The sequence below is a fragment of the Pseudomonas sp. NFACC05-1 genome, assembly GCF_900100135.1.
In the GTDB taxonomy this organism is placed as follows: Bacteria; Pseudomonadota; Gammaproteobacteria; order Pseudomonadales; family Pseudomonadaceae; genus Aquipseudomonas; species Aquipseudomonas fluorescens_Q.
In genome coordinates, this window is record NZ_FMTR01000023.1 from 30212 (window position 1) to 44720 (window position 14509).

10 protein-coding genes are annotated in these 14509 nt (G+C 62.2%); 3 read left to right on the forward strand and 7 right to left on the reverse strand.

Going from position 1 to position 14509, the window contains the following annotated elements; translation table 11 throughout:
* Positions 1–164 precede the first annotated feature (164 nt).
* The 7 genes from BLO97_RS32055 to BLO97_RS24830 form a co-directional block, all read right to left on the reverse strand.
* Positions 165–290 carry a hypothetical protein gene (locus BLO97_RS32055; RefSeq protein ID WP_003180680.1) on the reverse strand — a complete coding sequence of 42 codons (126 nt, stop codon included), beginning with the start codon at positions 288–290 and terminating at the stop codon, positions 165–167.
* 174 nt (positions 291–464) lie between these two features.
* A complete protein-coding gene (locus BLO97_RS24805; protein WP_003202673.1) occupies positions 465–644 on the reverse strand; it encodes a hypothetical protein in 180 nt (59 codons plus the stop codon).
* 156 nt (positions 645–800) lie between these two features.
* Complete coding sequence (locus tag BLO97_RS24810) at positions 801–1976, reverse strand: lactonase family protein (protein WP_063320758.1); 1176 nt, start codon at positions 1974–1976, stop codon at positions 801–803.
* Positions 1963–2262, reverse strand: a complete 300-nt coding sequence (locus tag BLO97_RS24815; protein WP_170862102.1) for a DUF5629 family protein — start codon at positions 2260–2262, stop codon at positions 1963–1965. Before BLO97_RS24815 ends, BLO97_RS24810 begins: the two co-directional genes overlap by 14 nt.
* Before the next feature lie 199 nt (positions 2263–2461).
* Entirely contained in the window at positions 2462–4042 is a 1581-nt protein-coding gene (locus BLO97_RS24820) for an aldehyde dehydrogenase (NADP(+)) (protein ID WP_092348710.1), read from the reverse strand.
* Positions 4043–4055: 13 nt separating this feature from the next.
* Positions 4056–5048 (reverse strand): AraD1 family protein, encoded by a 993-nt coding sequence (gene araD1, locus BLO97_RS24825; protein WP_092348713.1) that lies wholly within the window; start codon positions 5046–5048, stop codon positions 4056–4058.
* A 220-nt stretch (positions 5049–5268) separates the two neighbouring features.
* A complete protein-coding gene (locus BLO97_RS24830; protein ID WP_092145923.1) occupies positions 5269–6591 on the reverse strand; it encodes an MFS transporter in 1323 nt (440 codons plus the stop codon).
* A gap of 193 nt (positions 6592–6784) precedes the next feature.
* Between BLO97_RS24830 and BLO97_RS24835 the strand changes: the two genes are divergently transcribed.
* The 3 genes from BLO97_RS24835 (at position 6785) to BLO97_RS24845 (ending at position 14369) form a co-directional block, all read left to right on the forward strand.
* On the forward strand, positions 6785–8521 hold the full coding sequence (locus tag BLO97_RS24835) for an IlvD/Edd family dehydratase (protein ID WP_072404531.1): 1737 nt from the start codon (positions 6785–6787) through the stop codon (positions 8519–8521).
* Positions 8522–8802: 281 nt separating this feature from the next.
* Positions 8803–9522 carry a FadR/GntR family transcriptional regulator gene (locus BLO97_RS24840; protein WP_170845914.1) on the forward strand — a complete coding sequence of 240 codons (720 nt, stop codon included), beginning with the start codon at positions 8803–8805 and terminating at the stop codon, positions 9520–9522.
* Positions 9523–9656: 134 nt separating this feature from the next.
* A complete protein-coding gene (locus tag BLO97_RS24845; RefSeq protein WP_092348719.1) occupies positions 9657–14369 on the forward strand; it encodes a dermonecrotic toxin domain-containing protein in 4713 nt (1570 codons plus the stop codon).
* The last annotated feature ends 140 nt before the right edge of the window (positions 14370–14509 follow it).

Sequence of the window (14509 nt, forward strand, 5' to 3'; positions counted from 1 at the left end):
GTTTCAAGAGCAAATCGGTTGGTCGACCGGGATGCTTTTGTGGCGAGGGAGCTTACTCCCGCTCGATTGCGCAGCAATCGCAAAAAGGGTCTGCTGCGCGGCCCAGCGGGAGCAAGCTCCCTCGCCACAAAGGCAATCCTGCAACCCGATTGTTGCCGATCCGATCAGTCGCTCAGCAGACTCAATAATCGCTCACGCGCCACTTCCAACTCGCCGGAATCCGGCTGCGCCGCCGAGACTATCGGCGTGGAGTAGAGAAACAGCAGCATCACTGCCAGACGCATCGCCATGGTGTCCATCCTTATCTGCGAAGGAGTCAATTTGTCAGCGTCAAATTTAAACACATGGCCAAATGATATTACAGCTGGTTTTTTCCAGAAACGGCGAAGCCTGCGATCTTTTCTCTTGCACCTGGGGGGCAGTGAAGATGAAAAGATCGCAGGCTTCAGTCGTTGCGCGCTATTTCAGTGTTGGGTCTTGTGGTCCAGCGCCGCATAGAAGTTGGCGCTTTGTTGCAGGTATTTCTCGGTATAGCTCTGGGTACGGTTTTTCTTGTCGCTGATCTCGACGCTGGCACTGGCGGGCAGCGCCACGGTGGCAGAGATGGCGGAAGCGGCGATCACGGAGAAGAGATTCAGATTCATGGCGGTAGACCTCGGATTCAGTTGGCTGACTTGCCCGGTTGGGCCGTGAAGCAAACTTACGCGCCGAGGCGTCCCGCGTTGAAATGCTTTACATCACTTGCGAATATCAGTCTCGTTGATACAACGGCGCAGGCCCCGAAAAACGGGGCCTGTGGGCTATTGACGGACCATGAACTTCAAATCGCTGGGCGCATCCATCGGCATTTTCTGCACGGTTTTACCCAGCAGGCCGGTCTTCGGATCGCGCTCGATCACCACGATCTGGTTGCTCTTCTGGTTGGCAATCAGCAGGAATCTTCCACTCGGGTCGAGGCTGAATTCCCGTGGATGATCGCCTTCGACCGAGCGCCGCTGCAGCTCTTTGAGCGTACCAGCGGCCGGGTCGATAGCGAACACCAGCACTTCGTTGGTGGTGCCACGGTTGCTGACGTAGAGGAACTTTCCATCCCTGGACGCATGCAGCGCAGCCGCCGCCCTGCCCGGCTGGGGTTTGCCGGCGGCCAGGTCGACCAGTTGACGCTGGGTCAATCGGCCGTCCTGATAGTCGAACACCGCCACTTGCGCGCTCATTTCCATGGTCAGCCAGGCGTGCTTGCCGTCAGCGCTGAACAGCAGGTGACGCGGGCCGCTGCCGGGTGGCAACTGCACGAAGGCTGGATCGGCAGCGGTCAACGGTAGCTCTGGATTGGCCTTGGGGTCGTAGCGGTAGATGAATACCTTGTCCGCCCCCAGGTCGTTGGCGAACACGTACTTGCCATCGGGCGAGGACACTGCGGCGTGGACATGGGCCGACATCTGCCGCTCGGGGTTGACCTTGCTCGGCTGATGACTGCTCAACTGCACCACCGGCGCCAGCTTGCCATCGGCGCCCACCGGCAACACCGCCAGGGTGCCGCCCGGGTCTTCCACCACCGAGTAGTTACTGACCAGCAAATGCCGGCCATCACCGCTGAGGCTGGAATGGGTCGGCTCGTTGCCCAGGGACTGCACCTGATTGATCAGGCTCAGTTCATGGGTCTTCGGGTCAATGGCGTAGCTGCTGACCTTGCCCACCGGGTCTTTCTGGCCCGGCCCGTTTTCATTGACCACGAACAGCCGGGTCATGTCCTTGGAAAGGGTCAGCCACGACGGGTTGTCTGTCTTGATCACTTGCAAGGGGTTGGCATCGAGCTGGCCGGTGCGGCTGTCGAATTGCAACCGGTAGATGCCCTGGCTCTGGCCGGCGGTGTAGGAACCCACCAGCAGTTGATGGCGTTCATCGGTGTCTGCCTGGACGCCCATGGCGCCCAGGCTGCCGGCCATCAGCAACGGCCAGAGACTACGCATCTTCATGTTCGTCGTCCTCATCATCGTCGTGGCCGCTGGCCGCTTCCACGCACTCCAGGTGGTGGTCACCCGAATCGCTGGTAATGGTCCATTTGTTCCGGGTTTTATCGAAGGTCGCGGCCTTCATCTGCGCCGGCGTGAAACGCCAATGCTCAAGGGTGCGGCCGTTCATGCATTCGACGTGCAACTGGTCCTGATCATCGAGGAAAAAATCGAAAGCGTGCATATTGTCGATGATCAGCATGTCGCATTTTTGAAGGGCATCCAGCAGGGTCTCGGTAACGGCAGTCATGGTGATCAGTCGGTCGTTGGGAAAGTTGCCATGATAACCCAATGTGGGAGTGGGCCTTGGGCCATAACTTCAGACTCGATGTTGACTGGGCGATTGACTTCGCGAGCAAGCTCTCACATGGGAGCGCATTCCAATGTGAGAGCTTGCTCGCAAAGAGGCCGGTACATTCCACCTCAACGTAACGGCCTGACCGCGATCCTCAGACCGCCTCGCGCCCCGGCACGCCATCTACCAACCGCAGGATCCCCAGCGGGTTGGCGTTCTTCAGCGGTTCCGGCAGCAGGCTGTCGGGATAGTTCTGGAAGCACACCGGGCGCAGGAAACGATCGATCGCCAGGGTCCCCACCGAAGTGCCGCGGGCATCGGAAGTCGCCGGGTAAGGCCCACCATGCACCATCGAATCACACACCTCGACCCCGGTCGGATAACCGTTGAGCAGGATGCGGCCGACCTTCTGTTCCAGCAGCGGCGTCAATTCGCTGAACCGTTCGAAATCCGCCGGCTCGCCGATCATCGTTGCGGTCAACTGGCCGTGCAGACCGTTCAGCGCAGCGGTCAGTTGCGCCTGATCGGTGACTTCGACAAACACCGTGGTCGGGCCGAACACTTCTTCCTGCAACGCCTCGTCACCGTTGATCAGCAGGCTGGCGTCAGCCTTGAACAACTGCGGCTGGGCCTGGTTGCCCTGCTGCTCGCGCCCGGCCAAATGCTCGATACCGGGGTGAGCCAGCAACTTCTGCAGGCCCTTGCCGTAGCTTTGCAGCGTGCCGGCGTTGAGCATGGTCTGGGGCGCCTGGTCGCCGATCAGTGCGGCTACCTGCTGGGTGAAGGCAGTGAACTGCGGCGAACGAATGCCGATCACCAGGCCCGGGTTGGTACAGAACTGACCGCAGCCCTGCACCACCGAAGCGGTCAAGTCGCGCGCGACGCTCTCGGCGCGGTTTTCCAGGGCTTGGGGCAACACGATTACCGGGTTGATGCTCGACATCTCGGCAAACACCGGGATCGGCTGGGGCCGTGCGGCCGCCATGTCGCACAGGGCACGCCCGCCCTTGAGGGAACCGGTGAAACCCACGGCCTGGATCGCCGGATGCTTGACCAGCCACTCGCCAACGCCACCGCCGTAGATCATGTTGAACACACCCGCCGGCATCGCGGTTTTTTCCGCCGCGCGGATGATCGCATCGGCCACGTGCTCGGCGGTCGCCATGTGGCCGCTGTGGGCCTTGAACACCACCGGGCAACCGGCCGCCAGGGCCGACGCGGTGTCACCACCAGCCGTGGAAAACGCCAGGGGAAAGTTACTGGCACCGAACACCGCCACCGGCCCCAGGCCGATGCGGTACTGCCGCAGGTCCGGGCGCGGCAACGGCGTGCGTTCCGGCAAGGCGCGGTCGATACGGGCACCGTAGAAATCGCCACGACGCAGAACCTTGGCGAACAGGCGCATCTGGCCGCTGGTGCGACCGCGCTCGCCCTGGATCCGTGCCGCCGGCAGCGCGGTTTCACGGCAGACCACGGCCACGAATTCATCGCCCAAGGCGTCCAGTTCATCGGCAATGGCCTCGAGAAACTCGGCCCGGCGCACGGCGCTCAGGCTCCGGTAGGCCGGATAAGCCGCAGCCGCGGCCTTGGCGGCAGCATCGACTTCTTCGGCCGTGGCCTGGATGAAATCATGGGGCAAGGCCTCGCCGGTGCTGGCGTCGACGCTTTGCAGGCGAGTCTGGCCGGCCGCGCTGCGCGCCCCGCCGATGTAGTTGTGGCCAAGGATCTGGTTCATCGCAAGTCTCCTTTTAAAGTGTGCCGATAGTACCCGGGTTGAACACCGCGTCTACCGGGGCAATGCCGTTGACCAGCGGCGCGCCGAATTCAGCCTGGCTGATTTCGAACACATCCCCCGGCTGGGTGCGGATGCCGTCGGCGAACGACAGGGTCGCGGTGCCGAAGAAGTGAACGTGCACGTCCCCCGGGCGCAGGAACTGACTGTACTTGAAGTGATGGAACTCCAGGTTTTCGAGGCTGTGGCACATGTTCGCCTCGCCGCTGAGGAATTCGTTCTGCCACAGCACTTCGCCATTGCGCAGGATACGACTGGTCCCGGAAAGATGTTGAGGCAGTTCACCGACGCGAAGTTCCGGGCCAAAACTGCAACTGCGCAATTTCGAATGAGCCAGGTACAGGTAATTCTTGCGCTCCATCACGTGATCGGAGAACTCGTTGCCCACGGCAAAGCCCAGACGATAGGGCTTGCCGTCGTGACCGATGACATACAGGCCGCTGATTTCTGGCTCTTCGCCGGCGTCTTCGGCGAACGGCGGCAGCGGGAACGGATGGCCCGGACGGACCACAATGCTGCCGTCACCCTTGTAGAACCATTCCGGTTGCACGCCGGCCTGCCCAGCCTGGGGTTTACCGCCCTCCACGCCCCATTTGAAGATGCGCATGGTGTCGGTCATGGCGCTTTCGTCGCCAGCCTGTTGATGCATCTTGTCCCGGGCCGAGGCGCTGCCCAAGTGGGTCAGGCCGGTGCCGCTGACCAGCAGGTGCGCCGGGTCCGGGTGATCCAGCGGAGGCAGGATGCGCAGCTCACTGAGCAACCGGGCATAGTCATGGCCAGCGCCCAGGCCCAGGCTGTTGACCTGCTCTTCAAGCTTCACGCCCGCCTCGATGGCCGCCAGCGCCAGGTCGCGTACGCTACCGGCGCCCTGCACTTCCCGCACCTGGTCGCCGTCGACCACACCGACGCGGCGTTCGCCGTTAGGCAATTCGAACTGAACTAAACGCATGAATTTTCTCCTGTGAAACAAAACATGAATATGCAGTGAACTGTGGGGCCCTCTTGCAAGCTCTTATGGCGAGGGAGCTTGCTCCCGCTCGACTGCGCAGCAGTCGCAAAACAGGCGATTGTGTTTTGCCTGAATAAACTCGGCGCCTGATATTGGGGGGCGCTTCGCACCCCAGCGGGAGCAAGCTCCCTCGCCACAAAAGCTCGCTCCCACAGTGACCTCAGGTACGCGTCGCTCCCCGGGCACTGGCCGCGAACTGATCCGCCGGCAGCACGTGCTTGCGCTCCAGCAACCGATACACCACCCCGGTCAGCACCAGGCCGAACAGCATCACGCAGGACAGGAAATACAGCCCCGAGGCCAGGTTGCCGGTGTACTCCTTCAGCGCACCGATCACAAACGGGCCGATGTAACCGCCCAGGTTGCCCACCGAGTTGATCAGCGCAATACCCGCCGCCGCACTGGCTCCGGCGAAGAAACGGCCAGGCAAGGTCCAGAACACCGCCGTGCAGGAAAACAGCGCGAACGCCACCAGGCACAGCGCCGCCAGTTGCAACACCGGCACCGACAGCCAGGCGCTGAGGAACAGGCCGATGGCGCCCAGCACATAGAGCACGGCCAGATGACCATAGCGGTCGTTCAAGCGGTCTGAACTGCGGGGAATGATCAGCAAACCGATGATGCCGAAGATGTACGGCACCGACGACACGAAACCGGTCACCAGGTCGCTGCCACCGAATTGCTTGATCAGCGTCGGCAGCCACAGTCCCAGGCCGTAGATGCTCAAAGTGACAGGTAGGTAGAACAGCGCCAGCAGCAAGACCCGCTTGTCCTTCAGGGCATGCAGCGGATTGCCGTGGCGGGTCTGGCCGTATTCCTGCAGGTCTTTTTTCAGTTCACCGGTCAGCCAGTCCTTCTCGGCCTGGTCCATCCATTTCACTTGTTGCGGGCCGTCCGGCAAGTAACGCAGCACCGGCCAGGTCAACAGCACCGCCGGCAGGCCGATGACGATGAACAGCCACTGCCAGCCGTGCAGGCCCAGGATCCCGTCCATGCCCAGCAAACCGCCGGACACCGGGCCGGTGATCATCATTGCAATAGGTTGGGACAGAATGAACAGGCCCAGGATCTTGCCGCGATGGCGCACCGGGAACCACTGGGTGATGTAGTACAGCACGCCCGGGAAGAACCCGGCCTCGGCCGCGCCGAGCAAAAAACGCATCACATAGAAGCTATGCGGGCCTTGTACGAACGCCATGCCGATGGTGATGGCGCCCCACGTGATCATGATCCGGGCGAACCAGCGCCGGGCGCCATAGCGTTCCAGCATCAGGTTGCTGGGGATCTCCAGCAGGAAATAACCAATGAAAAACAGCCCTGCGCCAAGGCCGTAGGCGGCGTCGCCGATGCCGAGGTCGGCGCCCATGTGCAGCTTGGCAAAGCCCACGGCAGAGCGGTCCACGTAGGCGATCAGGTACAGCAGGATCAGGAAGGGAATCAGTTTCAGCGTGATGCGACGAATAAGCCGCAATTCCTGGCTCATGGGACCGGTCTCCGATTGTTGTTGTTATGGAACCTCGGGGGATTTCTCTCGCGAATGACCGCCAGGACAATCCCTCCGTTGAATCGGACTATATAGTAATACTATTTACCCAACAACACTTCCAAACCGGCTAAATTGAGCTTATGTTACGCTCACGCTAGAACAATATAGTCATACAATAAGAGAATCGATCATGTCTGATAAGAAACCCTCCCTGCGCTCGGCCCAATGGTTTGGCACCGCCGACAAAAACGGCTTCATGTACCGCAGCTGGATGAAAAATCAGGGCATCGCCGACCATCAGTTCCACGGCAAGCCGATCATCGGCATCTGCAACACCTGGTCGGAGCTGACGCCGTGCAACGCGCACTTCCGGCAGATCGCCGAGCACGTCAAGCGCGGCGTGATCGAAGCCGGAGGCTTCCCGGTGGAATTCCCGGTGTTCTCCAACGGCGAATCGAACCTGCGCCCCACCGCCATGCTGACCCGCAACCTGGCGAGCATGGACGTGGAAGAAGCGATTCGCGGCAACCCGATTGATGGCGTCGTGCTGCTCACCGGTTGCGACAAGACCACCCCCGCCCTGCTGATGGGCGCCGCCAGTTGCGACGTGCCGGCCATCGTCGTCACCGGTGGGCCGATGCTCAACGGCAAGCACAAAGGCCAGGACATCGGTTCGGGTACCGTGGTCTGGCAATTGAGCGAGCAGGTCAAGGCCGGCACCATCACCATTGACGACTTCCTCGCGGCCGAGGGCGGCATGTCCCGTTCGGCCGGCACCTGCAACACCATGGGCACTGCCTCGACCATGGCCTGCATGGCCGAAGCCCTCGGCACGTCGCTGCCACACAACGCAGCCATTCCGGCGGTGGATGCGCGCCGCTATGTGCTGGCCCATATGTCCGGCATGCGCGCCGTCGAGATGGTCCGCGAAGACCTCAAGCTGTCGAAGATCCTGACCAAGGAAGCCTTCGAAAACGCCATCCGGGTCAACGCGGCCATTGGCGGCTCCACCAATGCGGTGATCCACCTCAAGGCCATCGCCGGACGCATCGGCGTGCAACTGGACCTGGACGACTGGACCCGCATCGGTCGCGGCATGCCGACCATCGTCGACCTGCAACCGTCCGGACGTTTCCTGATGGAAGAGTTCTACTATGCCGGTGGCCTGCCCGCCGTACTGCGGCGTCTTGGCGAAGCCAATCTGATTCCTAACCCGAATGCCCTGACCGTCAACGGCAAGAGCATCGGCGAAAACACCAAGGACGCACCGATCTACGGCCAGGACGAAGTCATCCGCACCCTGGACAACCCGATCCGCGCCGACGGCGGCATCTGCGTGCTGCGCGGCAACCTGGCGCCATTGGGAGCGGTGCTCAAGCCGTCCGCCGCCACCGCCGAACTGATGCAGCATCGCGGTCGCGCGGTGGTGTTCGAGAACTTTGACGAGTACAAGGCCCGGATCAATGACCCGGAACTGGATGTGGACGCCAGCTCGATCCTGGTGATGAAGAACTGCGGCCCCAAGGGTTACCCAGGCATGGCCGAAGTCGGCAACATGGGCTTGCCGGCCAAGCTGCTGGCCCAGGGCGTGACCGACATGGTGCGGATTTCCGATGCACGCATGAGCGGCACCGCCTACGGCACCGTGGTCTTGCACGTGGCACCGGAAGCCGCTGCCGGCGGGCCTCTGGCGGCGGTGAAGGAAGGTGACTGGATCGAACTCGACTGCGCCAGCGGGCGTCTGCACCTGGACATCCCGGACGCCGAACTCGCCGCCCGCCTGGCCGACATCGTTCCCCCGCAGCAACTGCTGGTGGGCGGCTACCGCCAGCTGTACATCGACCATGTGTTGCAGGCCGACCAGGGCTGTGACTTCGACTTCCTGGTCGGTTGCCGTGGCGCCGAAGTACCACGCCACTCCCACTGACCCCATCCATCCCCCTGTGGGAGCGAGCTTTTGTGGGGGCTGAGCTTGCTCGCGATAGCGGTGTAACAGACAACATCCAAAGTTGGCTATCACACCGACTGTGGCGAGGGCGCTTGCTCCCGCTGGACTGCGCAGCAGGCCCCTCGGCGGTCGCTGCGCAACCGAACGGGAGCAAGCTCCCTCGCCACAAGGTCACCAGGCCCAAGGCTTTGGCCTGATGAATATCCGCCGCGCCTGCTATCATGCGCAGCACCCCCTCGCACAGGATCGCGCCGCGCCCCATGGATTACCGTAAACCCTCCGACCGCAAGAGCATGCACGCGCGCATCGTCCAGGAACTGGGCATGCAGATCGTTTCCGGGCGCTTCAAGCCGGACGATAAACTGCCCGCCGAAGCCTTGTTGTGCGAAGAGTATGCGGTCAGCCGCCCGGTGCTGCGCGAAGCCACGCGCGTGCTGGTCGCCAAGGGCCTGGTGTATTCGCGACCGCGGGTGGGCACGGTGGTCAAGCCTCGGCGGGAATGGCACATGCTCGACCCGGATGTGCTGCATTGGCTGATGCAGAGCAGCCCGCAGAATGAATTCTTCAACCTGCTGACCAGCGTACGCAGCATCATCGAGCCGGCCGCCGCCGCCCTCGCCGCCCAGTTCGCCAACGAGGACGACATCGCTTCCATCCGCGAGGCCTACCAGCGCATGGAAGCGGCACCGACCCCCGAGGCCGTGCTCCAGCCGGACCTGGATTTCCACAGCCGCATCGCCGACGCCACCCACAACGACCTGCTCGCCAACCTGTGCAACATGTTGTCGGTCGCCATCGCCGAAGCGCTCAAGCATTCCAACCAGCGGCCTAACCTGCATGAGCTGGCGATGCCACGGCACAAGGCGATCCTCACCGCCATCGAAAACCGCGATGCCCTCGGTGCGCGCCATGCCACCCTGGTGCAACTGGACGATGCCCGCAGTGCCCTGAATGTGGTGTTGGGCGCCGATCCGGCCTGATACCCATGCCCTGGCCCGTCCATAGCCTGCCACACATTCCAGCCGCCGCGGCGGTATCTATATACCGCCCGCGCGAGCCCAGAGGTCGATACTTTTCCGGCGTCATTTCCAACGCCCCATGAAAAGGATTTCCCATGACCTCACCCTCCCCGGCTGACAGTCCCTCTGCGCTTGCACAAAGCGTCAGCCTGCAATTTGCCAGTCGTCCGACCTTCGAGCAGTTCGCACAACGCATGCTTGAACAAGCCATCCAGGAAAAGTACCCCACGCTGGTCTTCGATCTTTCCAAGACTCGGCTGGCGACGCCCGATCCGGCCTCTCGCGGCTACTTGCTTGAACCCTTCATGCCTCGCGTCCTCGATTACCTGGCGCTGGGCACCCCCGTGGCGTTCGAGGATCGCAACGGGCGTCGCAGTTTCCTGTCCGACTCGCCACCGCGCCTTCTTGCGCCAGATGACGGGAAACTGGAGATGAAGGTCATTGAAAAGCTGCTGCTCGAACTGCCCTGGACCGTACCCATCGGGCTGGAGGATGCGCTGACCCGCTATTGGAACGCCAACATCGACACCGGCCCGCAGGACGACAGGCAGGACGGCACCAGCCGTTGGCAGTGGCTCAGCGAGGTACTGCGCAACCTTGCGCAGATCCGCAGCCTGCAACAACAGGACCTCACTGGGCAGGCCCGGGAAGCCCTGGGCCAGATTGTCCAATGGCCCGATCGGGAACAACGCTTTCGGCGCCACGGCCAATCGGCCGTGTATGCCTATAGCCTGGAGACCCGACTCTCTCGGAACGGCTCCAGCAGTCTGTTGACCAGCAGCGACATCCTGTTGATCCAGTGCAAGAACAACGCGACGCTCTTGCTGCTTTGCAGCCCTGCGGGTGCGGTCCAGGTCTTTGACTCCCTGGAAGCGTTCACTCAGCACTGGGGCACGCTGATCGCCAGCCAGTACATCGTCGACAGCGTCACCTGCCAGCGTAACGAGATCAGTGGCAATGCCTTCGAGACCCAGGCGGCCCTGATCCTGGAGCAGCAACTGGCCGACCTGCAGGCCGTGCAGTTGCCCGCGCGCATTGGCCTGCCCGACCTCCAGGCGCTCTATAACGAGTTGAGCGACCCTGCCCGCTATCTGCTCGACGCCCCGCGCCCGATGCCGGTAACGTCGGCGCGGATCGCGCCCCTGATCCCCGACTGGTTGAAGCAGGCGTCGGTCCTCGACAGGACGAAAATCCAGCAATACAGCCTCGCCTTGGCCAGCGCCAAGAAACGCAACCAGGGGCGCACCTTTCTCAGTGATATCCAGGACATCAAGGCCTTTGCCGCCGACGCCTTGCTCAAGTGCATGGGACAAGCCAACGACAGCAGTCCGGCGAAGGCGCAAGCCAACCAATACCAGCCCGACGATGTGGAACTGACCTTCAGCGCGGCGGCGGGCTATCCCGGAACCATCGGCATCGTCGAAAAAAGAACGATGAGCCTGACCGAACTGGCGATCAACAACCTCGTCGCCCGACCTGGCGTGGATCCGGTGCTCACTCATCGCCGGGGCCTGGCGCTGCCGGTGTGGCTGACGGCGGACTTCATCACCCGCAAGGGCGGCTTGATCGAACAGGTGGACATCGGCACGACCTACCCACGCTACCTGCAACAAAACCTGCTGGACGGTGGGCCTCGAACCCAGGAGCGCCAGCGCATGTTTGCCGATGAGATGCCCGCCCAGCTGCCCCTGGATGCCCTCAAGCAGCTGCTCAACCAGGAAAACGGCATGACCCGCCAAGGCCTGGCGCTGATCGAAGCCCTCCTCAAGCCCGACGCCGATGAGCAGCGGGTCGCAGGCCGCCCCGTCGTCATTCGCCACCTGGCGTTCCTGCGCAAGCCCGAAGCCCACCCCGATACCGTGACGAACATGTTCATCATCGAACCGGAGGACGTCGCGACGGGCCCGCATGTGCTGTACCGCCCGCTCTATACACCTTCGCTGCAGCAATACCCGACGCGCCAAGCCTTGCTGCAAGCCATCGTCGCCCCCGGAGACCTGCAGCAGAGCGTCCTGGCCTGGATGTCCGACGCCGCCCGCCCGATCTATGCCAATGGCGGCTTCCAGGAGCCCCATATCGTGCGCTTCTACCAGGGCGATGAATTCAGCCTGCCTGAGAAGCCAGCCCCGGCCACCCTGGCGGTCGACAGTGTCAACGACGAGTTGCGGCAGTTCCTGCGCAACGGCGAGCTGATGCAATACCTCTATGGCAGCAACGCGCGGGCCCTGGTCACCCAGGCCGACCGGGATTCGGTTTCCAACAGCGAAAGTCGCTGGGCCGTTCTGCTGCATGGCGGCAGCCTGCTGTTCAACACGCTGCTCTTGCCCTTGCTACGCGGCCCAGCCATGGCCACGGCCTGGCTATGGAACCTGATGGCCAGCGCCAGTCAGGACATTCCGGCGCTAAGCAGCGAAGACGCGGTGACGCGGGAACTCGCCGCCGTCGATCTGCTGCTCAACCTCGGCATGCTGCTGCTTCAATTCCCCTCCATCAGTGCGCCGCCTCATGCCCCCTTGCCCGAAACGCTCAAGGAACAGGCGATGCGCCCTCCCGCGCCGCGCACCATCCCGGAGCAGTGGCCCGCACCCGCGCCGCCGAGCATTCATGAAGGGTCGGTGGCCTTGCCAGGGGAACGCTTCGGGGACAGCGGCGCAAACCTTGACCTCAGTTTCGCCAGCGCCCGCCGCCGGCTGACAGCGGAGCAACTCGCCCGCCTGCAGCGCTTTCAGGTAAGCCTCCCGGCGTCCCTGCCCGAGCCGACAAAATACGGCCCCTACACGGGCCTGTACGTCATTCGAAACACCTGGCACGCCCTGGTGGATGGAAAAATGTATCAGGTGACCCCTGAATCGGACGGCAGCGCGATCATCGTCAACCCGCTCGCCCCGCGGGATCCGGCCCAGAACGGTCCCGTATTGCAAGCGGATGCCCTCGGCAACTGGTCCATCGACCTGCGTCTGCGCCTGCGTGGGGGCATGCCGCCCAAGCGCCTGGCCAAACTGCGGGACCTCAAGGCCCAACGCGCGGCCGAACTGAGCGAGCTGCTGAAGAGTTATTACAAGGACGAGGTCGATCGGCAACGCGCTCTGGACACCGCCCAGGAAGTCATGACCAGGACCCAGGCAGGCAACTTTACCGAGGCGCAACGCGCGGACAAGCGAGCGCGGTTCTACAAGCTGCTTGAGGAGCAGACTGACACTTATCTGAAGCTGCTGGACAACGTCACCGAATATGCCAGCCACGACATGCAATTACCCCCCGGCATCATTCGGGCCTTGATGGAGAACGTGGTCAACAACGCCCGCAAGGGCTTCCTGATCAACGAATTCGAGCTGACGGCGCTGGATGCCGCCTATGGCCAATTCACGCAAGATTATTCGACCCTGCAAGCGAATGTCGCTGGCAACGTTCTCGACTATTTCAACTACCTTGACGCCTTGAGTGACATCAACGATCGCTCGATCTATTGGCTGGAACTCAGGGATCGTTACCTGGAAGCGCTGTTGAACCTGGGTGCCGCCGGCGCGCAAGTGTTCGAACGCCTGACCCGGGACCGTCCATTGGGTGAACGAACGCCATTGGCTACCAAGGCCCTGCAACTGCCTACGCTGGCGTCACTGATATTCAAGGATCCCGACTCCAATCTTCCCGAGAACCTGCACAGCGTCACCAAGCTGTTGATGGAACAGGCGCGCTCCCAATCCGACCTGAGCACCTACGAGCTGACCCCATCGGAACAGATCGAGGTCCTGGAAAGCCTGGTCGAACACTATGGCGCGGCACTCGATGCCATGCAGGGCATGAAAGCCCTCAATGCCGCTGACATGGACACGTCCTATTTCGGCAGGCTGTTCAGGCTGGTCGAGGGTCTTTATGAAGAGGCGTCCACGAAACTGGCCGCCGAGATCAAGCCCGAGCCGCAGCCGCGCAAACGCCCGCCGAAACGCAGCCGGACAGCGGCCGGACGCCCGCAGAAAAAGGTGATCAAGACGCGCAAGAGCGGCGTGTTGATCGGTGACTTGAAGCCGGCCGGCACGTCGCTGCCGATCGAGGTCGTCGAGCTGCGCTCAGAAGTCGACGACAGGTTGCTCGCCACTTACTCGCAACACGACGACGTCTGGGACCTCGTCGAGGTCCAACGACCGGCCCCGGCACCCCACACACGCTCGGTCAAAGCGATCAAGGCCGATGCACGAAAGCTGCTCGGGCAACTGGACAACAGTCTGGCGAACGCCGAGCGCTATAAAACCCAGTGCCGCTTCCCTCAGGAAATCGAGGAAATCCTGAGTAATGAAGCAAGTCGCTACCGCAAGCTGTCCGAAGAACTCGAACGAGCCTTCACGGCCTCGAAAAACCCGCGCACCGCAGCCGATCAGACACTGACCGAGCAGCTGTCAAACGCTGTTTCGCGTCTGACCACCCGAGGCAGTGAACTGCGCACCGAATTGAGTCTGAAACTGCCTCCCACCGACAGCAACCTTCGCTACCTGTTCGAGAAAAACCTGGTGCAAGTCGCGAGGCTCGGCGAACGCATAGCCTTGAAAGGAGAGCGCAAGGATTTCCTCCAGGAGTACGCCATCAATGACCGGGACGGTTGGCCGCTCTGGTACGCGCATTTTCATTACGAAACCGCCGACACGCCAAAGGCCGACTTTAGCGTGGCGCATTTGAAAACCAAGGAACAGCGCAAGGAGCACTACCATTCAATGCTGGCCAAGGCTAAAAGCCCTTACGCGGTGGTGAATGTGCATCGAGGACAGATCGGCAGGCCGTTGGCACAAAGCAAATTTTTGCCGTTGGCGCCTTGATCGCGGTGAAAGGGCAAGACGCTGCTCACGTGAGACCAGTGGCTCGAACTACCTGACTCACCCAGCCCATCGCCAAACACAAACCCCGTGGCGAGGGAGCTTGCTCCCGCTGGGCTGCGCAGCAGCCCCAAAAAGCCTGG

Excerpts from the sequence above, each read along its gene's own strand:
- BLO97_RS32055 (WP_003180680.1), bottom strand. The coding sequence starts at position 290 with ATGGCGATGCGTCTGGCAGTGATGCTGCTGTTTCTCTACTCCACGCCG.
- BLO97_RS24805 (WP_003202673.1), bottom strand. The coding sequence starts at position 644 with ATGAATCTGAATCTCTTCTCCGTGATCGCCGCTTCCGCCATCTCTGCC.
- BLO97_RS24810 (WP_063320758.1), bottom strand. The coding sequence starts at position 1,976 with ATGAAGATGCGTAGTCTCTGGCCGTTGCTGATGGCCGGCAGCCTGGGC.
- BLO97_RS24815 (WP_170862102.1), bottom strand. The coding sequence starts at position 2,262 with ATGACTGCCGTTACCGAGACCCTGCTGGATGCCCTTCAAAAATGCGAC.
- BLO97_RS24820 (WP_092348710.1), bottom strand. The coding sequence starts at position 4,042 with ATGAACCAGATCCTTGGCCACAACTACATCGGCGGGGCGCGCAGCGCG.
- araD1 (WP_092348713.1), bottom strand. The coding sequence starts at position 5,048 with ATGCGTTTAGTTCAGTTCGAATTGCCTAACGGCGAACGCCGCGTCGGT.
- BLO97_RS24830 (WP_092145923.1), bottom strand. The coding sequence starts at position 6,591 with ATGAGCCAGGAATTGCGGCTTATTCGTCGCATCACGCTGAAACTGATT.
- BLO97_RS24835 (WP_072404531.1), top strand. The coding sequence starts at position 6,785 with ATGTCTGATAAGAAACCCTCCCTGCGCTCGGCCCAATGGTTTGGCACC.
- BLO97_RS24840 (WP_170845914.1), top strand. The coding sequence starts at position 8,803 with ATGGATTACCGTAAACCCTCCGACCGCAAGAGCATGCACGCGCGCATC.
- BLO97_RS24845 (WP_092348719.1), top strand. The coding sequence starts at position 9,657 with ATGACCTCACCCTCCCCGGCTGACAGTCCCTCTGCGCTTGCACAAAGC.